Annotated in this window: 19 protein-coding genes and 1 rRNA gene; 5 read left to right on the top strand and 15 right to left on the bottom strand. The window is 73.7% G+C overall.

What is annotated here, in order from left to right; genetic code table 11:
• Nucleotides 1-248: 248 nt before the first annotated feature.
• Complete coding sequence (locus ACZ46W_RS26575) at nucleotides 249-2,054, top strand: glycoside hydrolase family 15 protein (RefSeq protein ID WP_468342261.1); 1,806 nt, start codon at nucleotides 249-251, stop codon at nucleotides 2,052-2,054.
• Here the strand turns inward: ACZ46W_RS26575 and ACZ46W_RS26580 are convergent.
• Both ACZ46W_RS26580 and ACZ46W_RS26585 read right to left on the bottom strand, forming a co-directional pair.
• A complete protein-coding gene (locus ACZ46W_RS26580; protein WP_468342264.1) occupies nucleotides 2,051-3,670 on the bottom strand; it encodes a flavin monoamine oxidase family protein in 1,620 nt (539 codons plus the stop codon). The genes ACZ46W_RS26575 and ACZ46W_RS26580 overlap by 4 nt on opposite strands.
• Before the next feature lie 11 nt (nucleotides 3,671-3,681).
• The gene (locus tag ACZ46W_RS26585) at nucleotides 3,682-5,208 is read right to left on the bottom strand and encodes an APC family permease (protein WP_468342267.1); all 1,527 of its coding nucleotides are present in this window, start codon (nucleotides 5,206-5,208) and stop codon (nucleotides 3,682-3,684) included.
• A 169-nt stretch (nucleotides 5,209-5,377) separates the two neighbouring features.
• Between ACZ46W_RS26585 and ACZ46W_RS26590 the strand changes: the two genes are divergently transcribed.
• Nucleotides 5,378-7,009: a PucR family transcriptional regulator gene (locus tag ACZ46W_RS26590; protein WP_468342377.1), complete on the top strand. Its 1,632-nt coding sequence runs from the start codon at nucleotides 5,378-5,380 to the stop codon at nucleotides 7,007-7,009.
• 508 nt (nucleotides 7,010-7,517) lie between these two features.
• On the opposite strand, the gene ACZ46W_RS26595 is transcribed toward ACZ46W_RS26590, so the two are convergent.
• The 3 genes from ACZ46W_RS26595 to recN all read right to left on the bottom strand — a co-directional run bounded on the left by ACZ46W_RS26595 (nucleotide 7,518) and on the right by recN (nucleotide 11,260).
• Entirely contained in the window at nucleotides 7,518-8,597 is a 1,080-nt protein-coding gene (locus ACZ46W_RS26595) for a glycosyltransferase family 4 protein (protein ID WP_468342270.1), read from the bottom strand.
• A 90-nt stretch (nucleotides 8,598-8,687) separates the two neighbouring features.
• Nucleotides 8,688-9,467 (bottom strand): hypothetical protein, encoded by a 780-nt coding sequence (locus ACZ46W_RS26600; RefSeq protein ID WP_468342273.1) that lies wholly within the window; start codon nucleotides 9,465-9,467, stop codon nucleotides 8,688-8,690.
• A gap of 74 nt (nucleotides 9,468-9,541) precedes the next feature.
• Complete coding sequence (gene recN / locus ACZ46W_RS26605; RefSeq protein ID WP_468342379.1) at nucleotides 9,542-11,260, bottom strand: DNA repair protein RecN; 1,719 nt, start codon at nucleotides 11,258-11,260, stop codon at nucleotides 9,542-9,544.
• 196 nt (nucleotides 11,261-11,456) lie between these two features.
• Between recN and ACZ46W_RS26610 the strand changes: the two genes are divergently transcribed.
• Entirely contained in the window at nucleotides 11,457-12,770 is a 1,314-nt protein-coding gene (locus ACZ46W_RS26610) for an FtsX-like permease family protein (RefSeq protein WP_468342276.1), read from the top strand.
• Nucleotides 12,771-13,005: 235 nt separating this feature from the next.
• On the opposite strand, the gene ACZ46W_RS26615 is transcribed toward ACZ46W_RS26610, so the two are convergent.
• From ACZ46W_RS26615 to ACZ46W_RS26625, 3 genes are read right to left on the bottom strand one after another with little or no spacing between them, the layout of a single operon-like run.
• The gene (locus tag ACZ46W_RS26615; RefSeq protein WP_468342278.1) at nucleotides 13,006-13,932 is read right to left on the bottom strand and encodes an NAD kinase; all 927 of its coding nucleotides are present in this window, start codon (nucleotides 13,930-13,932) and stop codon (nucleotides 13,006-13,008) included.
• The gene (locus ACZ46W_RS26620; RefSeq protein ID WP_468342281.1) at nucleotides 13,929-14,744 is read right to left on the bottom strand and encodes a TlyA family RNA methyltransferase; all 816 of its coding nucleotides are present in this window, start codon (nucleotides 14,742-14,744) and stop codon (nucleotides 13,929-13,931) included. Before ACZ46W_RS26620 ends, ACZ46W_RS26615 begins: the two co-directional genes overlap by 4 nt.
• Before the next feature lie 7 nt (nucleotides 14,745-14,751).
• Nucleotides 14,752-15,033, bottom strand: a complete 282-nt coding sequence (locus tag ACZ46W_RS26625; protein ID WP_468342284.1) for a hypothetical protein — start codon at nucleotides 15,031-15,033, stop codon at nucleotides 14,752-14,754.
• Nucleotides 15,034-15,075: 42 nt separating this feature from the next.
• Between ACZ46W_RS26625 and ACZ46W_RS26630 the strand changes: the two genes are divergently transcribed.
• Entirely contained in the window at nucleotides 15,076-15,423 is a 348-nt protein-coding gene (locus ACZ46W_RS26630) for an SCP2 sterol-binding domain-containing protein (protein ID WP_468342287.1), read from the top strand.
• A 178-nt stretch (nucleotides 15,424-15,601) separates the two neighbouring features.
• Here the strand turns inward: ACZ46W_RS26630 and ACZ46W_RS26635 are convergent, their stop codons facing one another.
• The 4 genes from ACZ46W_RS26635 to ACZ46W_RS26650 form a co-directional block, all read right to left on the bottom strand.
• The gene (locus ACZ46W_RS26635) at nucleotides 15,602-16,498 is read right to left on the bottom strand and encodes an ABC transporter ATP-binding protein (RefSeq protein WP_468342290.1); all 897 of its coding nucleotides are present in this window, start codon (nucleotides 16,496-16,498) and stop codon (nucleotides 15,602-15,604) included.
• Nucleotides 16,499-16,578: 80 nt separating this feature from the next.
• The gene (locus ACZ46W_RS26640; RefSeq protein ID WP_468342293.1) at nucleotides 16,579-17,622 is read right to left on the bottom strand and encodes a FecCD family ABC transporter permease; all 1,044 of its coding nucleotides are present in this window, start codon (nucleotides 17,620-17,622) and stop codon (nucleotides 16,579-16,581) included.
• The gene (locus tag ACZ46W_RS26645; protein WP_468342296.1) at nucleotides 17,619-18,677 is read right to left on the bottom strand and encodes a FecCD family ABC transporter permease; all 1,059 of its coding nucleotides are present in this window, start codon (nucleotides 18,675-18,677) and stop codon (nucleotides 17,619-17,621) included. Before ACZ46W_RS26645 ends, ACZ46W_RS26640 begins: the two co-directional genes overlap by 4 nt.
• Before the next feature lie 52 nt (nucleotides 18,678-18,729).
• The gene (locus ACZ46W_RS26650) at nucleotides 18,730-19,761 is read right to left on the bottom strand and encodes an HAD-IIA family hydrolase (protein ID WP_468342299.1); all 1,032 of its coding nucleotides are present in this window, start codon (nucleotides 19,759-19,761) and stop codon (nucleotides 18,730-18,732) included.
• 74 nt (nucleotides 19,762-19,835) lie between these two features.
• Here ACZ46W_RS26650 and ACZ46W_RS26655 point away from each other — a divergent pair, with 74 nt between their 5' ends.
• Nucleotides 19,836-21,122, top strand: coding sequence for a DUF1015 family protein (locus tag ACZ46W_RS26655; protein WP_468342302.1), 1,287 nt, complete (start codon nucleotides 19,836-19,838; stop codon nucleotides 21,120-21,122).
• Nucleotides 21,123-21,177: 55 nt separating this feature from the next.
• Here ACZ46W_RS26655 and ACZ46W_RS26660 read toward each other — a convergent pair whose 3' ends face one another.
• The 3 genes from ACZ46W_RS26660 to rrf all read right to left on the bottom strand — a co-directional run.
• Nucleotides 21,178-21,900 (bottom strand): tetratricopeptide repeat protein, encoded by a 723-nt coding sequence (locus ACZ46W_RS26660; protein WP_468342382.1) that lies wholly within the window; start codon nucleotides 21,898-21,900, stop codon nucleotides 21,178-21,180.
• On the bottom strand, nucleotides 21,840-22,709 hold the full coding sequence (locus ACZ46W_RS26665) for a hypothetical protein (RefSeq protein WP_468342387.1): 870 nt from the start codon (nucleotides 22,707-22,709) through the stop codon (nucleotides 21,840-21,842). Before ACZ46W_RS26665 ends, ACZ46W_RS26660 begins: the two co-directional genes overlap by 61 nt.
• A 264-nt stretch (nucleotides 22,710-22,973) precedes the next feature.
• Nucleotides 22,974-23,065, bottom strand: a 5S ribosomal RNA gene (gene rrf / locus ACZ46W_RS26670); the annotation flags it as partial.

Raw genomic sequence — 23,065 nt, forward strand, 5'->3', positions numbered from 1 at the left:
CGACGCGGCCGGGGGTTTCGCAGAGGGAGACCAGGGTCACTCGTTCTGCTCAACAGCTCTACCGGAACGATCACACAGAGGGCCGGAGGGCGTCGTATCCTGCTCGGAAACCCGCTGCCGAGCCAGGCCCCCACAACGGCACCACCCCCGCCCGTCACCGGGCACGTCGTGCTCGTCGGCGATCCTTGACCTTGACCCCAGAAAGCGCCCCACGGGGGCGAACGTTGCCGTTCGACTGGAGATTGCACGTGGCCGGGCGCATCGAGGACTACGCACTCATCGGAGACATGCAGACCGCCGCCCTGGTCTGCCGGGACGGGACGGCCGACTGGCTGTGCCTGCCCCGCTTCGATTCGCATGCCGTCTTCGCAGGACTCCTCGGTACCGAGGAGCACGGTTTCTGGCGGATCGGGCCGGCGCACGCCGATGACGCCGAGCCGCCCGCCGCCGACCGGCGCCGGTACGTCGGGGACTCGCTGATCCTGGAATCCGAGTGGGACACGCCGGGCCGTGGCACGGTCCGCGTGACCGATTTCATGCCGCCGCGTGACGGCGCCCCGCAGCTCGTGCGGATCATCGAGGGCGTCAGCGGCCGGGTGCGGATGCGGTCCGCGCTGCGGATGCGGTTCTCCTACGGCCGCGTGGTGCCCTGGGTGCACCAGGTCGACGGCCGGACGGTCGCCGTCGCCGGTCCCGACTCCATCTGGCTCGACACCGATGTGGAGACGCACGGCGAGGACCTCACCACGTACTCGGACTTCACCGTCAAGGAGGGCGACCGGGTCGCCTTCACCATCAGTTGGCAGCCCTCGCACCACCCGCAGCCGCCGAAGGCGGACCCGCTGGGCGCGCTGGAGGCCACGTCCGAGTTCTGGCGCGAGTGGGTCGAGCACTGCACCTACCGGGGGCCCTACCGCGAGGCCGTGGTCCGCTCACTGATCACGCTGAAGGCGCTGACGTACGCCCCGACCGGCGGCATCGTCGCCGCGCCCACCACCTCCCTGCCGGAGGACATCGGCGGCGTACGGAACTGGGACTACCGCTACACCTGGCTGCGGGACGCGGCGATCACCCTGTCCTCGCTGCTGCGCACCGGCTACCGCGAGGAGGCCCGTGCCTGGCGCGAGTGGCTGCTGCGCGCGGTCGCCGGCGACCCCGAGAACCTCCAGATCATGTACGGCATCGCCGGTGAGCGCGAGCTCGGCGAGGCCGAGCTGGACTGGCTGCCGGGCTACGAGAACTCCGCCCCGGTCCGGGTCGGCAACGGCGCCGCCAACCAGCTCCAGCTCGACGTGTACGGCGAGGTCACCGAGGCCCTGCACCTGGCCCACATGACGGGCCTGGCGCGCAACGACTACGCCTCGCTCCTCCAGCTCAAGCTGATCCGGTACCTGGAGGACCACTGGGACCAGCCCGACGAGGGCATCTGGGAGGTGCGCGGGCCGCGCCGCCACTTCACGCACTCCAAGGTGATGGCGTGGGTCGCCGTCGACCGGACGATCAAGCTCATCGAGTCGGGCGACGCGGACGGGCCGCTGGACAAGTGGCGCGAGCTGCGCGACACGATCCACCGGGACGTGTGCGAGAAGGGCTACGACCCGGAGCGCAACACGTTCACGCAGTCCTACGGCTCGAAGGAGCTGGACGCCTCACTGCTGCTGATCCCGCAGATGGGGTTCCTGCCGCCGGACGACAAGCGGGTCATCGGCACGATCGAGGCGATCCAGCGGGAGCTGTCCACGGAGGACGGCTTCATCCTCCGCTACCCCACCGAGGGCGCGGAGGAGGGCGTGGACGGCCTTCCGGGCGACGAGGGCGCGTTCCTGGCGTGCTCGTTCTGGATGGCGGACGACCTGGCGATGATCGGCCGGGTCGACGAGGCCCGCAAGCTGTTCGAGAAGCTGCTGGGACTGCGGAACGACCTGGGGCTGCTGGCGGAGGAGTGGGATCCGCGCCTGCAGCGCCAGGTCGGGAACTTCCCGCAGGCGTTCAGCCACGTGCCGCTGATCGACACGGCACTGCGGCTGACCGCCTCGGGCGCGTACGGCGGTTAACACGCCGCGATGACCTCCCGGGCGGCGCGCTCACCCTCGGTCGCGCCGCCCTCCATGAAGCCCTGGAAGTCGTAGGAGCAGTGCTCGCCGCCGATGTGGATGCGGCCGCCGGGGCCCTGGGCGGTGCCCTCGTACCCGGCGTACCGGTGCAGGTAGCCCACCGGCCACATCGAGTACGCGCCCAGCGTGTACGGGTTGTGGTGCCAGGCGGAGAGCTGGGCGCGGCCCGTCCAGGTCCGGGACGTGCCGGGGAAGAAGGCGTCGATGCCGCGCAGGCGGCGGGCGGCGAGGTCGCGGACGTACGGGTCGGACTCGGTGGAGAACGGCCCGGCGGGCGTCAGGGACTGGGCGAGGGTGCCGCCGTTGTACTGGATGAGGATGCCGCCCGTGCCGGGCTGGATCTTGGTGGTGTCCCAGGTCTGCTGGACGTCGGTGTCGGTGAAGCAGTCCCCGGCGGAGACGCCCGGCCAGGGGCCGGTGCCGCGCCAGGGGCGGGTGCCGCACTGCATGTTGAGCTTGGTGCAGTGACCCATGCGCGCGTCACGGAGCAGGTCCTTCATGAGCGGGTCGAAGCCCGCCTGGGTCAGGTCGAGCCGCTTGAGGATCGGCAGCGGTACGCACAGGACGGTGTGGTCGGCGGTGACCGTGCGGGTGGTGCCGCCCTCGCTGAAGGTGAGGGTCTGGGTGCCGTCCGCGTTGGCGCGTACGGCGGTCAGGGACCAGCCCATGCGGAGGGTGCCGGAGGGCAGTGACCTCGCCATGGCGTTCGGGAGCTGGTCGTTGCCGCCGGTGATGTGGTAGCGCTCGTTGGACAGGCCCCAGACGTTGAAGTGGCCCGGATTGGTCTGGTAGCCCATCAGCAGGACGAGGGCCAGGGACGACTGCTCGGTGGTCTCGGCGCCGTACTCGACGTTGTAGGCGACGTCGATGAACTGGCCGAGGGGCGAGGAGTGCCCGCCGGGGACACGGCTCTCGATCCAGTCGTATATCGACATGTTGTCCAGGGCGGTACCGGCCGGGGTGGACTGGTTCCACTTCACCTCGCCGGCTTCCTGGAGGTCCCGGTGGAGCTGCTGGTAGACGGCCTTGAAGTCCTCGTCGGCCTGGTGGCGCGGGTAGTAGGCGCCGTCGAACCACAGGACTTCCTCGGCGCCGGCCGGCCCGCCGCCGAGGAAGTCCTCCAGGGGCAGGTTGAAACGGCGGCAGAGCTCCTGGATCTTCTTGTGGCTGGTGTCGATCAGCTCGCCGCCGATCTCGGAGGTCTGGCCGTACGCCCAGTGGTCGCGCTTCGTCCACATGCGGCCGCCGACGCGGGTCGGGTTGGCCTCGTACAGCGTGCAGTTCAGGCCCGCGTCCTTGAGGGTGAGGGCGGCGGTCAGGCCGGCGATTCCGGCGCCGACGACGGCGATGCGCGGGGCGGTCGCGGCGTGGGCCCGGGTGGGTGTGGCCGCCACGGCGGTGCCGACACCGGCGGCGAGGCCGAGGGCGGCGGCGCGCTGGAGCAGTTCGCGGCGGGTGGAGCCGCGCACGGCGGCGACGGGCATACCGAGCCGTTCGGCGGCGGCGCGGTGGGCGGCTATGTCGCGCAGGGCGCGCATCAGGGGCGTACGGGACATGGATGTGCTCCTCAGACGGTCGCGGCGGGCTGGTCGTCGTGCTGCTGGGTGTCGTCGTCACGCTCGGCCGCGTCCTCGAGGACGATCCGGCCGATGATCTCGTACCGTTCGGGCTGTTTGGCCTTCAGGTAGAAGCCGAGCCCCAGGCCGCCGAAGAACACGGCGCCGACGATCCACGGGATGAGGGTGAAGAAGAGGGAGTCGGCGGCGAGACCCGCAGCGGTCTCCATGTTCAGCACCAGCAGGACGACCACCGCCGTCATGCCGATGCCACCGAGGAGCGGTGCGGTGAGCGTCCGGAACCAGTGCCGGTCCTCGGGGTGGTTCTTGCGGAAGTAGCCGATGACGGCGAACGAGCACAGCGTCTGGACGATGAGGATCGCCATCGTGCCGAGGATCGCCAGCAGCGTGTACAGGTGGATGTACGGGTCCTGGCCGGTGAGCCAGAAGGCTCCGACGAGGACGACGGCGATGGCGCTCTGCACGTAGGAGGCGATGTACGGCGATCCGTGCGTGGCGTGCGTACGGCCGAGCGCCGGGTGGAGGAAGCCCTCGCGGCCGATGGCGTACAGGTAGCGCGAGGCGCACTGGTGGAAGGCCATCCCGCAGGCGAACGAGCCGGTGAGCAGCAGCCACTGGAAGGCGTCGACGGCCCAAGCGCCGATGTACGACCGGGTCGGGTCGAAGAACAGGTCGAGCGGGCTGGCGGACCCGGACACCTTCACCGCGCCGTCGAGGCCGTTGCCGGCGATGGTCATCCAGGAGACGTAGATGTAGAACAGGCCCACGCCGACGACGGAGACGAGCGTGGCGCGCGGGATGACGCGCTTGGGGTCGCGGGACTCCTCGCCGTACATCGCGGTCGACTCGAAGCCGACCCACGACCAGAAGGCGAAGAAGAGGCCGAGTCCGGCGGAGGCGCCGGTGAAGGCGTTGGCGGGGTTGATGGGCTCGACCGGTATGCCGTCGGGCCCGCCGCCCGCGATCAGCACCGCCGTCGCCACCGCGAAGAGCACCGCGACCTCGGCGACGAGCATCACGCCGAGGGCCTTGGCGGTGAGGTTGATGTCGAAGTACGCCAGGACTCCCGTGACGGCCAGCATCGCGGCCGCGTACACGATCCACGGCAGGTCCACGCCCAGTTGGTCGGCGACGGTCGTCTTGGTGAAGTAGGCGAAGACGCCGACGATCGAGGCCTCGAAGACGATGTACGCGAGGACGGCGAGCATGCCGGAGGCCATACCGGCGATGCGGCCGAGGCCGTGGCTGATGTAGCCGTAGAAGGCGCCGGCCGCGGTGATCCGTTTCGCCATGGCGACGTAGCCGACGGAGAAGACGGTGAGGACGAGGGTCGCGAAGAGGTAGCCGGCCGGGGCGCCGGTGCCGTTGCCGAAGCCGACCGCGATGGGCAGGTTGCCGGTCATCGCGGTGATCGGTGCGGCGGTGGCGACCGCCATGAAGACGACGCCGACGAGGCCGACGGAGTTCGCCTTGAGCCGCTGCACCTCGCGGCCTGCTGGGGTGGGATTCTCTGCCATGGCCGGACACCTTCCTCCCGAGTGACGTACGCCACAATCGACAGGCGGTCGCGCAAATGGCGGGCCGGCACGACGAGTTGTCGCCCGCTGCCGGCAGTCGTCATCTCCCGGTGATGTCCTGGGAACACGCTCGCGGGTAGCGTCCGGCCGTATGACCTCGATGACCTCCATGAACGACCAGGGCGGGATCACCGTGCAGCGGGCGCTGGAGCTGCCCGGGCTGCGCGGTGGGCTCCCGGAGGTGGTGACCGGGGCGGACCGGCTGCACCGGACGGTGCGCTGGGTGCACGCCGGCGAGGTGCCGAACATCGCGTCGCTGCTGAAGGGCGGCGAGTTGCTGCTGACGACCGGGCTGGGGCTCGGTGCCCGGCCGGCCGAGCAGCGGGCGTTCGTGCGGCGGCTGGCGGAGCGCGGGATCGCGGCGCTGGTGGTGGAGCTGGGGCCGAGGTTCTCCCGGCTGCCCGCGACGATCGTGGAGACCGCGCGGGCGGCGGGGCTGCCGCTGGTCCAGCTCCACCGCGAGGTCCCCTTCGTCTCGGTGACGGAGGAGGTCCACACCGAGATCGTCAACGGGCACTACGCGCTGCTGCGGCGGGCCGAGGACGTGCACCGGCGGTGCACGGAGGCGCTGCTGGGCGGCGGCGGGGTGCCACAGGTGCTGGGCATCCTCGCCGATTTCGCCGGCAACCCCGTGTTCCTGGAGACCGCGGACGGCCAGCTCCTGTACGCCGCCGGCGGCGGGGCGGAGCCGGCCGATCCGCTCCAGGTGTGGGAGGGGCTGCGCGGGCAGCGGGAGGCGCGGGAGTCCGGCCCGCCGTCCGGCGCGGTGCTGGTGGACGTGCCGGGCGGCGGTCCGGGCGCGGCGGCGGTACGCGCCCGTCTGGTGCTCCTGTCCGTCTCGGGCGCGCTGCTCCCCGTCCACCGCATGGCGGCGGAGCGGGCGGCGGGCATCCTGGCCGTGGTGCTGATGCAGGCGCGGCAGGAGGAGGAGCTGGCGGCGCGGGGCCGGGGCGACTTCCTCACCGACCTCGCGGAGGGCCGCATCACGGCGGACGACGCGCCCGCGCAGGCGCGCGTGCTGGGGTTCAAGCCGGGAGACGGCCCCCTGCTGCCGGTCGTGATGCGCCTCGCGTCCGATGTGATGCCGTCCGGCAACTGGTCCGTGCTGGCCCGCGCCGTGCTGGAGGAGCTGTCCGCCGTGGGCGTCCCGGTCCTGCTGGGCGTCCGCCCCGTCGAGGGCCGGGTGCCGCTCCTGCTGGGCCTGCGCACGTTGTCGGAGCGGGCGGCGGTGGCCGACCGGGTGGCCGCGGCGCTGCGGGCCGGCGTGGCGCGGGCCGGGCTGGAACGTGCGGGGGCCGGGGCACCGGTCGTGGTGGTGGGCGTCGCGGGCAACTGGGCGGCGGCGTCGGCGGGCCTGCGGCACGCGGCGGAGACGGCGACCGCGGCACAGGGTCTGCCGGACCGCCCCTGGTACGACGCACGGCGCCTGGACATCGACCTGCTGCTGTGGCGGCTGCGCCACCATGGTGAAGGCGCGGCCCTCGCCGCCTTCGTGGACCGGGCGATCGGCCCACTGCGCGACCACGACCGCACCTCGCGTCCGCCCCTGCTGCCGACGCTGGAGACGTACCTGGCGCATGCGGGGCGCAAGGCGGAAACGGCCCGTGAACTGCACCTCAACCGCCAGACGCTCTACAACCGCCTGGCCCGCATCGGCGACCTCCTCGGCACGGACCTGGACGACCCGCAGACCGTCCTGGCCCTCTCCCTGGCCCTCAGAGCGCGCCGCCACACGGCATGAGGGGGCTCGTACCCCGTCGGCTCAACCCCCGACGCCGGGCGGCGGGCACTGGGCGCGCGGGGGGGCGGGGCGTAGGCCCCGCGGATCGGCTCAGCCCCCGGCACCTGGGCAGCGGGCGCTGGGCGCGCGGGGGGGGGCGGGGCGTAGGCCCCGCGGATCGGCTCAGCCCCCGGCACCTGGGCGGCGGGCGCTGGGCTCGCGGGGGGGGCGGGTCGTAGCCCCCGGCGTGCTCCCGCCAGGCGGTCGGGGGCCACCCGGCACGGGCCGAGGGACGGAGCCGACGCATCCGGCGGCGCGAAGCTGCCGCGCACGGGCAGGGCGACCAGCCCTATAGCTTTCGCCGGGCAGCAGGCCCGGAGGAGCCGGCACACTCCCGGCGGCGCGAAGCTGCCGCACGGGGCCGTGGAGAGGGGGCCGGCCGGCAGCGGGCCGCACGGCGGACGGCCGCTCGGCAGGGGGCCCGGGGGCGGAGCCCCCGGTTTCGGGAAGGGGCGGGGTGGGGGAAACGTCACCCACCCGAGCACAGCTCGTCGTACACGCTCAGCACCTGGGCGATCGTCTCGTCCTCCGTCGGCCACGTGGCCGCCTGTGCCCGCCCCGCCGCCGCCAGCGCGGCCCGCCGCGAGGGGTCGGCCAGCAGGGCCGAGACCGCGGCGGCCAGCGCGCCCGCGTCCCCGTACGGCACGAGCACCGCCGCGTCGCCGACCAGTTCCGGCACCCCGCCCACCGCCGTGGCGACCAGCGGGACACCGAGCCGGAGGGCTTCCTGGGCGAGCGGGGCGCGCGCCTCCCAGCGGCTCGGGAGCACCGCCACGTCCGCCGCCGCGAGCAGCGCCGTGACGTCGTCGCGCCGCCCGAGCAGCCGCACCGGCAGGCCCTCCGCGTCGATCCGCCGCTGGAGCCCGGGCCGCTGCCGCCCCTCCCCCGCCACGGCGACCAGCGGCACCGGGTCGTGGCACAGCCACAGCCGGGAGGCGTCCAGGAGCGTGCCGTACCCGCGGTGCGGCTCCAGCGCGCCGACGGCCATGACCAACGGCCGGTCCATGGCGCCGAGTTCCGCCCGCGCCTTGCCCGCCTGCGCCTCGGCGACGCCCTCGTGCGGGGCGGGGATCGAGACGGGACCGAGCCGCGCGTCGCGGGCGCCGCGCCGCCGTGCCCGGTCGACGAGTTCGGACGACGTACCCAGCACAACGGCCGCCGCCCGTGCGGTCTTTCGCTCCATGAGCCGGATCAACTGGCCACGGGCGCCCTCGGCGTGCGTCCGCGTATGCCATGTCACGACGAGCGGTACGGGCTGCGAGCCCAGTGCCAGCCCGGCGCGCACCGAGGCGTTCAGCCCATGGGCGTGGACCACGTCGGCGCCCGTGAACGCCATGCGCAGGGCGCCGATGGCGACCGGGTCGCTGCGGCGCGGTACGGGCATGAAGTGGGCCCCGGTGCCGAGGAAGTCGTAGTCGTGGTCCAGTTCGGCGGGCGCGCACACGGTCACCCGTACGCCCCTCGCCACCAGCCCGGCGGCGAGTGATCTGACATGAGCGCTGCTGCCCGCGCTGCCGCCGCCCAGCACTTGGACCGTACGCAGTGTCACGCGCCCAAGAATGCCAGCCCGTACGCACGTTCCGGCACCGCCGGGGCGAAGCGGCCGTGTCGCGGGGCGTAAACCGTGCCCCGCGATCACTCACACGGGTGACTTCGCCAGGCGGCTGACGGTGTCTCCGTACGCCGCGGCGGCGACCAGCCCGGCGGCGTGGACCGCGAGCCCGGCGCGCCCGTTGGCGGCGGCGATCGCGGTGCCGAGGGCCGCGCCCAGGGCGTGGGCGCCCGCGTCGCCGAGCATGGTGTGCTCGCCGAGGTCGTCGGCGACGACGGCGGCCGCGGCGCCCATCGGCGCGGCGGCGAGCGGCCCGCCCCGCAGCAGGCCGGGCACGCCGAGCGCGAGGACCGTGAGGGCCGCCCGGCCGGGCCGTACGTCCACCAGGTTGACGAAGTGGGCGGTACCGGCGATCACCACGCCCGCGAGGACCTTGTCGACGGGGCGCTCCTTGAGCAGCGCGCCGGCGGCGAGCGCGGCGGCGCCCACCCCGAAGAGCTTGACGGCCCCGCTGGTGACCTCGCCGTCCCGCAGGGCGCCCAGGTGGGCCCGGAAGCCCCGCCGGTGGTCGCCGTTCCTGTCGTCGTACGCCCCGCAGGCGCCCGCCGCGAGGCCGGCCAGCACCGCGGCGCCCCGCTCCCGGCCGCTGCCGCCCGCCGGAAGGGCGCCGAGCGCGGCGCCGACGGCCACGGCGGGCCCGGCGAACAGGTCGACGGTCCGCCCGGCGTGGTTCTTCCGCCACCAGCCCTCGTCCGGCCGGCCATCTCCCGGCCGGCCGTTGTCGCCGCGCGACCGCAACGCCCGGTACACGCCACGGGCGGCCCCGGCGGCGACGGCGAGCCCCATGACCCTGCTGAAACCGATCATGGGATCACCTTACGAACCCGCGCCCGGCATCATGAACCGTCAGCCGTCAGCCGTCAGCCGTCGGCCGTCAGCCGTCAGGCGTCCGCCCTGGCCGTCGCCAGCAGCTCCTCCGCGTGCGCCCTGGCCGTCTCGGAGTCCTCCTGGCCGGCCAGCATGCGCGACAGCTCGCGCACACGGTCCTCGCCCTCCAGCACGGTGACCCCGGACCGCGTCACGGACCCGTCGTTGGTCTTCTCGACGAGCAGTTGACGGTCGGCGAACGCCGCGACCTGCGGCAGGTGCGTGACGACCACGACCTGCGCCGACTTGGCGAGCTTGGCCAGCCGCCGCCCGATCTCCACCGCCGCCTTGCCGCCGACGCCCGCGTCGACCTCGTCGAAGAGGTACGTCGGCACGGGGTCCGTACCGGCGAAGACCACCTCGACGGCGAGCATCACCCGGGACAGCTCACCGCCCGACGCGCCCTTGGCGATCGGCCGGGGCGGCGCTCCCGGGTGCGGGGCGAGCAGCAGCTCGACCTCGTCGACCCCGGCCGGTCCGTAGGCGACGGTACGGCCGCCGACCTCGACACCGTCGGGGTCATCGGTCTGCCGGATGTCGAACGACACGCGCGCGTGGGGCATGGCGAGCGACGCCAGCTCGGCGGTGACGGCGTCCGCGAACCGCGCCGCCGCCTCCGTCCGCGCGTCCGTCAGGGCCTGGGCCAGTCCGGACAGTTCGGCGCGCAGGGCGTCCCGTTCGGCCGCCAGCTCGCCGATCCGCTCGTCGTCACCGTCCAGCTCGGTGAGCCGGGCGGCGCCCTCCTCCGCCCAGGAAAGGACGGCGGCGACATCGGAGCCGTACTTGCGGGTGAGGGCCGTCAGCGCGGCGCGCCGCTCCTCGACGGCCGCCAGGCGCCGGGGGTCGGCGTCGAGGTTGTCGGCGTACCCGGCGAGCTCACCCGCCACGTCCGCGAGGAGGATCGAGATCTCGCCCATCCGGTCGGCGAGCGCGGCGAGCGCCGGGTCGTGCGACCGCACGGCGTCCAGCGCCCGCTGCGCGCCCGCGACCAGGGTCGTCGCGTCGAGGACCTCCGGGTCCTCGGGGTCGCCCGCCAGCGCCCCGTGGGCCAGCGCGGCGGCGGACGCGAGGGCCTCGGCGTGACCGAGGCGCTCGGCCTCGGCGGCCAGCTCCACGTCCTCGCCCGCGCGCGGCTCGACCGCCTCGATCTCGGCCAGCCCGAAGCGCAGCAGGTCGGCCTCCTGCGCCCGCTCACGCGCGCGCGTGGTCAGCTCGTCGAGCTGGGCGGTGACGGCCCGCAGCCGCCGGTACGCGTCGGTGTACTTGGCGAGCGGCACGGCCACCGCGTCACCCGCGTACCGGTCGAGCGCACCGCGCTGCCGCGCCGGCTTGAGCAGCCCCTGCTGGTCGGTCTGGCCGTGCACGGCGACGAGTTCGTCGGCCAGCTCGGCGAGCACACCGACCGGCACGGAACGCCCTCCGAGGTGCGCGCGGGAGCGGCCCTCCGCCGAGATGGTGCGGCTGATGAGCAGCGCGCCCTCGTCGAGTTCGGCGCCCGCCTCCTCGGCCCGGACGGCGGCGGCCGCGCCGGGCGGCACACTGATCCGGCCCTCGACGACCGCCGACGGCGAACCGATCCGCACCAGGGCGGGGTCGGCGCGCCCGCCGAGCAGCAGTCCGAGGCTGGTGACGACCATGGTCTTGCCCGCGCCGGTCTCGCCGGTCACCGCGGTGAAACCGGGTGACAGCTCGACCACCGCGTCGTCGATGACCCCGAGCGACCGTATCCGCATCTCCTCCAACACGGAGAAGACCTTACGAGGTCCGGGGCCCGCTGTGCGACGGCCCCCGCCCCGCGTCGCCGAAGCCGCAGGTCGGGGCGCGGAAGCCGCGGTCATCTGTCACCCGCCGGAGTGGGGATAACCCCCCTCTCGATCCGGGGAGCAGCGTCATGGCGCGGGCCGTGCGCCGCCCGTCACCATGATCACTATGAGTATCCGACTCGCCCTCGCCTCACTGCGGGCACACCGGCCGGCCTTCATCGGCACGGCGGTCGCCGCGCTGTTCGCGTCCACCGTCGTGAGCGCGTCGACGATGATGCTGATGGTGCCGACCTCGCCGGGGACCGGCGAGATCGCCCTCGTGCTGCTCGTCGGTTCGGTCTACATGTCGATTTTCGTGGTCGCGTCGACGATGGGCACGGCCATCGCCCAGCAGCACCGCGAGCTGGCCCTGGTGCGGGCGGTGGGCGCCCGCCCCGGCCAGATACGGCGGGCCGTTGCCGTCCAGGCCCTCGCCGCCTCGCTCCCGGCGGCGGCCGCGGGTTTCGCCCTGGGCGGGCTGCTGGCCCGGGTCTGGTTCGGCGGCATGGCGACGCATGGGCTGATACCGGCCGGGGCGGAGTTCCGGTTCGGCTGGCTCGCCCTGCCGGTGTGCCTGGCGGTCGCCACCGTGACGTCCACGGTCGCCGCCGTGCTGTCCTCGCTGCGGTTCTCGCTGCTGCGCCCCGCCCGGGCGCTCGCGGAGGCCTCGTCGGGCGGCCGGCCCGGGCTGGGGTGGCCGAGGGCGGTGCTCGGGCTGGTCGCGATGGCGGGCGGGGTCGCCCTGAGCCTGCTGCTCCAGCGGCAGCCCGCCGAGAATGCGGGCCAAGGCGCGTTCCTCGTCCTCATCCTCTTCTGCGTCGGTACGGGACTGCTCGGCCCGCGCCTCATCGGCCCGGTCGCCCGGCTGGTGTCGGCGGTCACCGGCCGGATGGGCGGGAGCGCTCGGCTGGCGATGCTCAACGTACGTTCCCAGCCGAGGCGGTTCGCGGCCGCCGTCGTCCCGCTGGTCCTGGTCGTCGGGTTCGGCTTCACCAAGATCGCGGCTCGTACGACAGCCGAGCACCGCACGGGTTCGACCGGCACGGCGAGCGAGGTGTGGCTGGACTACTGCGGTACGGCTCTGTACGCCGGCTTCGCCGCGATAGCCGCGGCCAACACGCTCGCGATGGTCTCGTTCGAGCGGCGCCGCGACGTGGCGCTGCTGCGGGTGGTCGGCAGCCGGCGCCGCCAGGTACGGGCCATGGCGGCCTGGGAGGCGCTGACGGTCGCGCTGACCGCCCTGCTACTGGGCGGGGCGATCGGGCTGGCGACCCTGGCCCCGCTGCTGCGGGCCGCCTTCGGGTCACCCCTCCCGTACGTGCCGTGGCCGGTGCTCGCCGGCATCGCGGCCGGCACACTGCTGCTGACGCTGCTGTCGACGGGCCTGCCCGTACAGGCGGTGATGCGGCGGCGCGCGATATCGGTGGTCAAGGCCGCCTAGGCCCATGCGGGCGGACCACCGGCACGGCAGCCCGCCCATCGGCGGCCCGGCCACGCCCCCAGCAGCGCCGGGCTCCTCCCGGGTCCGCCCCGGGTCGGCCCCGGGTCAACCAGGCGCCGCCCCGGGCCCCGACCCGGCCCCGGGCCCCGACCCGGCCCGGACCGCGACCACGTCCACCCGACCCCACCCGGCCGGACGCGGCCAAGCCGACCGCCGCGCGGCCGCCCCGCGCCCCTCAGTGCGGCGCGCCCCGCCAACCCGACACCGGCAGGGCGAACTTGGCGACCAACCGGTCCGTGAACGACGCGTGGTGGAGCCGAGCCAGCCGTACCGGCACCGCCCCGCGCCGGACCTCCACCCTCGCGCCGGCGGGCAGTTCGACGGTGCGCCGCCCGTCGCACCACAGCACCCCGTGCGGGGTGTGCGGCTCGACCTCCACCGCCAGCACCGACTCCGGCGTCGTCACCAGCGGCTTGGCGAACAGCGCGTGCGCGCCGATCGGCACCATCAGCAGCGCCTCCACCTCGGGCCAGATCACCGGGCCGCCCGCCGAGAAGGCGTACGCCGTCGAACCGGTCGGCGTCGCGCAGATCACCCCGTCGCAGCCGAAGCCGGTCACCGGCCGGCCGTCGATCGCCAGGACGACCTCCAGCATGCGTTCCGCCGAGACCTTCTGTACGGCGGCCTCGTTGAGCGCCCAGTCGCTGTGCAGTACGTCACCGTTGTTGTACACGGTGACGTCCAGGGTCATGCGCTCCTCGACCTCGTACGCCCGCGTGACCACCCGGTCCACGACCTTGTCCAGGTCGTCCCGCTCGGCCTCCGCGAGGAAGCCGACCCGCCCCAGGTTCACGCCGAGCATCGGCACCCCGGAGGCGCGGGCGAACTCCGCGCCGCGCAGCAGCGTCCCGTCACCGCCCAGCACGATCAGCAGCTCGCAGCCGTCCAGCACGTCGGGCGACGCCTCCGGCACCGTCTCGACCGCCGACGGCAGCGGCAGGTCGGCCGCCTCGGCGGCCAGGACGCGCACGCCGATGCCGCTGCGCAGGAGCCCGAGCACGACCAGCTCGGCGCTGCGGACCGCCGCCGGCCGGCCGGTGTGCGCGAGCAGGAAGACGGTGCGGGGTGCAGCAGTCGTCGTAAGCGCTGTCGATGAACTCAACGAGGTCCCTCCGCCACGGCGCGTTCCACATCCGCCGGATCCAGCGCGGGCGCGCCCGCCCGCAGCCACAGAAAGTACTCGACGTTGCCGGACGGGCCGGGCAGCGGACTGGCGGTGACGCCCAGCACGCCGAGCCCGAGTTCGCCGGCCTGCCGCGCCACGTTGCGCACCGCTTCGGCGCGCAGCTCGGGGCTGCGGACGACCCCGCCGCTGCCGAGCCGTTCCTTGCCCACCTCGAACTGCGGCTTCACCATCAGCACCAGGTCGGCGTCGGGCGCCGAGACGCCCGCCAGGGCGGGCAGTACCAGCCCCAGCGGGATGAACGACAGGTCGCCCACCACCAGGTCCACCGGCTCTCCGTCGATCGCGTCCAGGGTCAGCTCACGCACATTCGTACGGTCCTTGACGGTCACGCGTTCATCGCTCTGGAGCGACCAGGCGAGCTGCCCGTAGCCGACGTCGACGGCCACCACGTGCGCGGCTCCGGCGCGCAGCAGGACGTCGGTGAACCCGCCCGTGGACGCGCCCGCGTCCAGCGCCCGCCGGCCCTCGACCTTCAGCCCGCGCGGGACGAACGCCGCCAGCGCCCCCGCGAGCTTGTGGCCGCCGCGCGAGACGTAGTCGGGGTCGGCGTCGTCCTGCGCGACCACGATGGCCGCGGCGGTCTCGACCTGGGTGGCGGCCTTGGTGGCGGTGGTGCCGCCGACGGTCACCCGCCCCGCCGCGATGAGCTGGCTCGCGTGCTCCCGCGAGCGGGCCAGCTTCCGGCGTACCAGCTCGGCGTCGAGACGGCGGCGTGCGACTCCTGCCACGTTCGGTTCAGCTCCTGTGTTCGTACGAAGGCGAAGGCTGGGGGCCCGCGTCGAGCGCGGCCAGCGCCTCCCGCAGCCCCCGGTGTACATCCTCGTACACCTCCACGTGCCCGTCCGCCGGGAGGTGGTCGGCGTCACTGAGCCGCTCCAGAGCCGCGTCCACCCGGGGGTGCCCGGTCGGCACCCGCTCGACGCCGAGGGGCGCGGGCGCGGCCGGTTCGCGGGACTCCACGGTCCGGTCCCCGGCACCTTCCTGGATGTCGGGGATCTCGGGCATCACGTCGCTCATGCCCAGACGCTACCGCGAAGGGCTGCGGTACGGTCGGTCACGATGGCCACGATCGAGGAGTGCCGCAGCGCACTCGACAGACTCTCCGACAACCTCCGGCACGCGAACGGCGAGGTGCGCAGCGCCGCGGCGCTCGACCGCACCCTGAGCTGCCACATCACCGACCTGGACAGCACCTTCACGGGCCGCCTGGTGGGCGGCCGGATCGAGGTGCGGGACCGGCTGGACGGCCCGCCCCGCGAGAAGGCCGAAATCCGGCTGGCCATGGCCGGCGACGACCTGGTGGCGCTGGTGGACGGCGAGCTGAACTTCGCGAAGGCGTGGGCATCGGGCCGGATCAGGCTGGAGGCGGGCTTCCGCGACCTCCTCCGCCTGAGGTCCCTCCTGTAGCGCACCCCCCGGTGGCCGAGCGCTGGCGCCCGATCCACCTTCGACCGGAACCCAAGCGCCCCAAGCCCGTGCACCCGACCCATCCCGGACCGGGTAACCAGCCCCACTCCACCCCAGCCCACTCCACCCCAGCCCAGGCCACCCAGCCCCCCGTCCCGAGCCCGCTACTCGCCGCTGCTCACCCGCTGAGCCCCTGCTCCCCCGCCGCAGCCGCGCTCCCCGCCGCCACAGCCGCACTCCCCGCCACAGCCCCAGCCCCCGCCGCGGCCGGCCGTGACCCGCGCGACCGGGCCTGCCTGGACGCGGGTACGACCAGCGGCGTACCCGTCTCGGGGTCGTCGATGACCTGGCAGCGCAGCCCGAAGACGCGCTCGACCAGCTCGGCGGTGACCACCTCGGACGGCGGGCCCTCCGCGACGATCTCCCCGTCCCGTACGGCGATGAGGTGCGTGGCGTACCGGGCCGCGTGGTTCAGGTCGTGCAGGACGGCGACCAGGGTGCGGCCCTGGGTCTCGTGCAGCTCGGCGCACAGGTCGAGCACGTCGATCTGGTGCTGGATGTCGAGGTACGTCGTCGGCTCGTCGAGCAGCAGCAGCGGGGTCTGCTGGGCGAGGGCCATGGCGATCCACACGCGCTGGCGCTGTCCGCCCGACAGCTCGTCGACGTACCGGTCGCCCAGCTCGCCCACGCCCGTCGCGTCCATCGACTCACTGACGATCCGCTCGTCCTCCGGGGACCACTGGCGCAGCAGGCCCTGGTGCGGGTAGCGGCCGCGTGCGACGAGGTCCGCGACGGTGATGCCGTCGGGCGCGATGGAGGACTGCGGCAGCAGGCCCAGCGTCCTGGCCACCTTCTTGGCGGGCATCGAGTGGATGGCCCGGCCGTCCAGCAGCACCCGCCCCGCCGTCGGCTTCAGCATCCGCGACAGGGCCCGCAGCAGCGTCGACTTGCCGCACGCGTTCGGGCCGACGATCACCGTGAACGAATTGTCGGGTATCTCGACCGAGAGGTCACGGGCGATGATCCGCTGCTCGTAGGCGAGGGTGACCGCCTCCGCGCTCAGGCGCTGCTGCATGGACGTACTCCTGGCGTTCTTCTCGTCGTTCACGGGGTTCGCGGGGTTCACGGGGTTCGCGGGGTTCACGGAGGCGGGGGTCATATGCGGCCTGCCTTGCGCTCGGTCACCAGCAGCCACAGCAGGTACACGCCGCCGACCACGCCGGTCACCACGCCCACCGGCAGCTCCCGCTCGCCGAACGCGTTGGTGGCGGTCCAGTCGGCGACGAGCAGCAGCGCGGCGCCCATGAGGGCGGAGGCGGCGAGGTTGGGGCCGGGCGCGCGGGTGAGCCGGCGGGCGAGCTGCGGAGCGCTCAGTGCGACGAAGGTGATCGGGCCGGCGGCGGCCGTGGCGACGGACACCAGCAGTACCGCCGACCCCATCAGCACCAGGCGCGTCTTCTCCACCTTCACCCCGAGCGCGTACGCGGCGTCGTCGCCCATCTCCAGCATCCGCAGCGGCCGCCCGTACCCCAGCACCAGCGGCACGAGCACGGCGCACACGGCGAGCAGCGGCCAGAACTGGGCCCAGTCACGGCCGTCGAGGGTGCCGGTCATCCACAGCACGGCACGGGTGGCGTCGATCAGGTTCGCCTTGGTGATCAGGTAGTGGATGACGGCGGTCAGGATCGCCGCCGCGCCGATGCCGATGAGCACCAGCCGGAAGCCGTGCACGCCCCGCTTCCAGGCCAGCAGGTAGATCAGTACGCCGGTCACCACACCGCCCACGACGGCGCCTCCCGCCACGGCCGTGGCGCTGCCCCCGAAGAGCACGATCACGCTCAGCGCGCCGACCGTGGCGCCCTGCCCGAAACCGATGATGTCCGGGCTGCCCAGCGGGTTGCGCGAGACGGACTGGAAGACGGCTCCGCCCAGGCCCAGCGACGCGCCCACGAGGACAGCGACCAGCACGCGCGGCAGCCGCAGGTCCTGGACGATGAACTCCTGCGCCATGGTGCCGTTGCCCAGCAGCGTGGCGACGACGTCGCCGGGCTCGATCGGGAAGTCGCCGCTGCCGATCAGGACGACGCCGGCCGCCAGGGTCACCACCGCCAGCAGCAGCACGACGACGGCCGCGCGCGGCTCGTAGCGGACGGACAGGCCCCCGGGCGTACGGATGGCCTTCACGGTACGTGCGGTCACAACTGGGCCATCCTCTTGCGGCGTACGAGGTGGATGAAGACGGGCCCGCCGACGAGCGCGGTCACGATACCGACCTGGAGTTCGGAGGGCCGGGCCACGACCCGCCCCAGCACGTCGGAGCCCAGCAGCAACACGGGCGAGAGCACCGCCGCGTACGGCAGGATCCACCGCATGTCGGGGCCGGTCAGGGCACGCACGAGGTACGGGACCATCAGGCCGACGAAGACGATCGGGCCGCACGCGGCGGTCGCGGCGCCGCACAGCAGCGTCACCGACACCATGCCGAGGGCGCGCGTCCGGTTCAGGTGCGCGCCCAGCGCGCGGGCGGTGTCGTCGCCCATCTCCATGGCGTTGAGCGGCCGCGCGATCAGCAGCGCGAGGACGACGCCCACGCCGATGAACGGCGCCACGCTGCGGATCGTCGCCATGTCGGCGTTGGCCAGCGAGCCGACGGTCCAGAAGCGCAGCCGGTCCAGGGCGGCGGAGTCCAGCAACTGCACGGCGTTGACGTACCCGTACAGCGCGGCCGTCGCCGCCGTGCCCGCGAGCGCGAGCCGTACCGGGGTGGCGCTCCGGCTGCCGCCGAGCACGTACACCACCACGGACACGACGGCGGCGCCCAGGAACGCGAACCACACGTAGCCGGTCAGCGAGGTGACGCCCAGGAAGCTGATGGCGGTCACGACGGCGGCCGAGGCGCCCGCGTTCACGCCCAACAGGCCGGGTTCGGCGAGCGGGTTGCGCGTGAGGGCCTGCATCACCGCGCCGGACAGGCCCAGCGCGACACCGACGATCACTCCGAGGACGGTCCGGGGCACCCGCAGGTCCTGGATGAGGACGTCGTTGCCCGTACCGGAGTTGTGGAACAGGCCGTGCCACACATCGCCGAGCGGGACCGGCTTGGCCCCGATCATGATGCTCGCGACACAGATCAGCAGCAGGACACCGACGGAGACCAGCAGCCCCGCCGCGCGCGCCGCACGGCGTCGGCCCCGGGCCGGCTCGGCTGCGGCTGTCGGATCCGCGCTCTGTTCGGGAGGACTGTCGATCAACACCCGGTTAGGTTAGCCTACCTTTCCCTGCCCTACGCAGGCGGACCGCCGGCCCTCACCACCCCAGCCGGGCCAGCGCCTTCCCCGCGTCCAGCGCGCACGAACCGTCCCCGGCGCACGTCCACGCCGCCGCGCACAGCGCCCGCAGCCCGTCGATGACGTCGCCGTCCCCCTCCAGCGCCAACGCCTCACCCCTCACCGACGCCGTCCACCCGCCGCACCCGAAGCCGGACTCCGCCGACCCGGCCACCTCCGGCTGCCCGGTCAGCAGGCCCCGAAGATCGGCGTCCACGTACGTCGGCCGGTGCTGCGGCACGGCGGCCAGCAACCCGGCCGCGTCCGTCACCCCGGTCAGGACCAGCAGCGAGTCCACACCCCCGTTGAACGCCCCCTCGATGTCGGTGTCCAGCCGGTCCCCCACCACCAGCGGCCGCTGCGCACCCGTCCGCAGGATCGTCTCCCGGTGCATCGGCGGCAGCGGCTTGCCCGCCACCTGCGGCTCGGCACCCGTCGCGATCCGCACCACCTCCACCGCCGCCCCGTTCCCCGGAGCGATGCCCCGCCCGCTCGGGATCGTCAGATCGGTGTTGGACGCGAACCACGGCACCCCGCGCGCGATGGCGTACGACGCCTCAGCGAACCGCCCCCACGGCAGCTCCGGCCCCCCGTACCCCTGCACCACGGCCGCCGGGTCGTCATCGGCCGACTCCACCGGCTCCAGCCCGCGCTCACGCAGCGCGACCCGCAGCCCCTCACCGCCGACCACCAGCACCCGCGAGCCCCGCGGGAGCTGCTCGGCGATCATCCGCGCCACCGCCTGCGCCGAGGTGATCACATCGGACGGCTCGGCCGGCACCCCCAGCTCCGTCAGGTGCGCGGCGACCGCGTGCGGCGTCCGCAGCGCGTTGTTGGTGACGTACGCCAGGTGCATCCCGCCGTCACGGGCCACCCCCAGCGCCTCCACCGCGTACGGGATCGCCTCCCCGCCCGCGTACACCACCCCGTCCAGATCGAGCAGCGCCGTGTCGTACGCCTCGCTCAGCGCGCGCGCACTGCCACCCGGCCGGTTCCTGCCCCGCTGCCCCATGTCCCGAACTCCTCGCTCACGAAAGCCGATGCCCCGATCATCGCTCATACCCTCGATCCACATACGATGCAGGGATGAACACCACAGGTTCTGCGGCCAACGGCGGTCTGCACCTGACACCTTTCCGCGGGCTGCGCTATGTCCCCGAACGGGTCGGGAGCCTTGCCGCGGTGACCTCACCGCCGTACGACGTCGTCGTACGGCCCGACGGTGTCCACCACCTGGAGTCGGCCGACCCGCACAACATCGTCCGGCTGATCCTGCCGCAAGCGGCCACCACCGAGGCCCGCCACCGCCAGGCCGCCGACACCCTCCACGCCTGGCTCTCCGACGGCGTCCTCGCCGCCGACGCCGAGCCCGCGCTCTACGTGTACGAGCAGCGCAAGGGCGACCTCCTCCAGCGCGGCCTCATCGGGGCCCTGGAACTCACCACCCCCGCCGAGGGCATCGTCCTGCCCCACGAGGACGTCATACCGCACGTCGTCGAGGACCGCGCCTCCCTCATGCGCACGACGGCGGCCAACCTCGACCCGCTGCTCCTCACCTACCGGGGCAACGGCACCGCCACCGGCGCCACCGCCGTCATCGAGCGCACCGTCCTCCGCGCGCCCCTCCTCGCCACGACCACCGAGGACGGCATCAGTCACCGGCTCTGGTCCGTCACCGACCCGGCCGCCCTGGCCGAGGTCGCCGACGACCTCGGCCGGCACCAGGCACTGATCGCCGACGGCCACCACCGCTGGGCCACCTACCTGCGCCTCCGCGAGGAACACCCCACGCCGGGCCCCTGGAACTACGGCCTCGTCCTCCTCATCGACACGGCCCGCTACCCGCTCCAGGTCCGCGCCATCCACCGGCTCCTCAACCGCCTCCCGGTCGCCGACGCGCTCGCCGCCCTGGACGACACCTTCCGCGTCCGCACGGTCGACGGCCCCCTCCCGGCCGCCCTGGACGCCCTCGCCGACGCCGCCTCGGAGGGCAACGCCTTCCTCCTCACCGGCGGCGGCACCGGCCCCTTCCACCTCATCGACCGCCCCGCCCCTGACCTCCTCGCCCGTACGGTCCCCGCCAACCGCCCGGAGGCCTGGCGCACGCTCGACGCCACCGTCCTGCACGCCTCGCTCATCGACGACATCTGGCGCGTCCCCGACACCCCCGAGGACATCACCTACATCCACGACGCCGAGGCCGCCGTCGCCCAGGCCGGACGCCGCGGCGGCACGGCGGTCCTGATGCACCCGGTACGCGAGGAAGTCGTCCGCGACCTGGCCCGCCAGGGCGTCACGATGCCCCGCAAGTCGACCTCCTTCGGCCCCAAGCCCGCCACGGGCCTGGTGCTGCGCAGCCTGGACGTCGACTGACGCAGACAGACGAAAGGGGCGGCACCCGCGAGGGTACCGCCCCTTCTCACGTCAGTCAGTCGCGCGACTCGTCGTCCGCCTCGACTTCCTCCCCGTCCTCCACGGCGGCGTCGACGAACTCGACGCCGTCAAGCTCCGCCAGCCGGTCGGAGGCGTCGGTCGAACCGTCCTTGTCCGCCTCCAGCGCCTTGGCGAACCACTCCCGCGCCTCGTCCTCACGCCCCGCCTCCAGCAGGGCGTCGGCGTACGCGTACCGCAGCCGCGCCGTCCACGGCTGTACGGAGCTGGACGCCAGCTCCGGGCTCTGAAGGGTCACGATCGCGGCGTCGAGCTGCCCCATGTCCCTGCGCGCCCCAGCGGCGACCAGCCGCATCTCGACCTGGCCGGCCTTGTCCAGCTTCTGCACCTCGGGCTCACCGGCCATCGCCAGCGCCCGCTCAGGCCGCCCCAGACCGCGCTCGCAGTCCGCCATGACGGGCCAGAGCTCCACGCTCCCGGTCATCCGCCGGGCGGCCCGGAACTCGGCCAGCGCCTCCGCGTACTTCTGCGTCGCGTACGCGGCGAAGCCGGCGGCCTCCCGGACGGCGGCCACGCGCGAGGCAAGCCGCAGCGCGATGCGCGAGTACGCGTACGCCTTCTCCGGCTCCTCGTCGATGAGCTTGGCCACCATCACCAGGTTCCTGGCGACGTCCTCGGCCAGCGTCTTCGGCAGGCTCATCAGCTCCTGCCGGACGTCCTTGTCGATCTCGTCACCGGTGACCTCCGGCGGAATGGGCAGCCGCTTGATGGGCTCCCGCTCCCGGTCACGCCGATCCCGGTCGTCCCGCCCGCGGAACCCACCGCGGTCGTCCCGCCCGCGGTACCCACCCCGGTCACGGTCATCACGCCGAGGCCCACGCGCCCGGTCATCCCGGCGGTCGTCCCGACGGAACCCACCACGGTCGTCCCGCCGGTCGTCCCGCCGAGGCGCCCGCTCGTCGCGGGGGAAACCGCCCCGGTCGTCCCGGCGGTCGTCCCGACGGAACCCACGGTCGTCGCGCGGGAAACCGCCCCGGTCATCCCGACGGTCGTCGCGCCGGAACCCACCACGGTCGTCACGCCGATCGTCCCGGCGGTCATCCCGGCGGTCATCCCGGCGGAACCCGCCACGATCGTCGCGGCGGTCATCCCTGCGGAAGCCACCGCCGCCCCGGTTGTCGTCACGCCGGAAGCCGCCACGGTCCCGGTCCCGGTCATCGCGCCGGAAACCCCCACCGCCGGCCGCCGGACGGCCACCACGGTCGTCCCGGCGAGGCGCGCGGTCGTCACGCGGGAACCCGCCCCGGTCGTCCCGACGGAACCCACGGTCGTCACGCGGGAATCCACCCCGGTCATCCCGACGGTCGTCCCGACGGAACCCACCCCGGTCGTCACGCCGATCGTCCCGGCGGTCATCGCGGCGGTCATCGCGGCGGAATCCACCACGGTCATCACGGCGGTCGTCCCTACGGAACCCGCCACGGTCGTCGCGCCGATCGTCGCGCCGATCGTCACGACGGAAGCCGCCACCGCCGCCGGCCGGGCGACCGCCACGGTCGTCACGGTCACGACGGAACCCGCCGCCACCGCCACGGTTGTCGTCGCGACGCGGCCCACGGAAGCCGCCCCGCTCACCACCGTCCCTACGACGCGGCTCGCGCTCCGGACGATCGTCGGGGGAGTTGGTGGACATGGCTATGGCTCCTGTCTTCGGGTACCGCAGTCATTCTCGCGCAGCCGGGCGCCCGACGCGCTTCGAGAAAAGATCAAGCAAAAACAAAAAGGACCCTTGGTCCCAGCATGAACGCTGGGACCAAGGGTCCTTCAAAGATTGTTCGGCGGCGTCCTACTCTCCCACAGGGTCCCCCCTGCAGTACCATCGGCGCTGAAAGGCTTAGCTTCCGGGTTCGGAATGTAACCGGGCG

Source organism: Streptomyces sp. NPDC031064, from assembly GCF_055570965.1.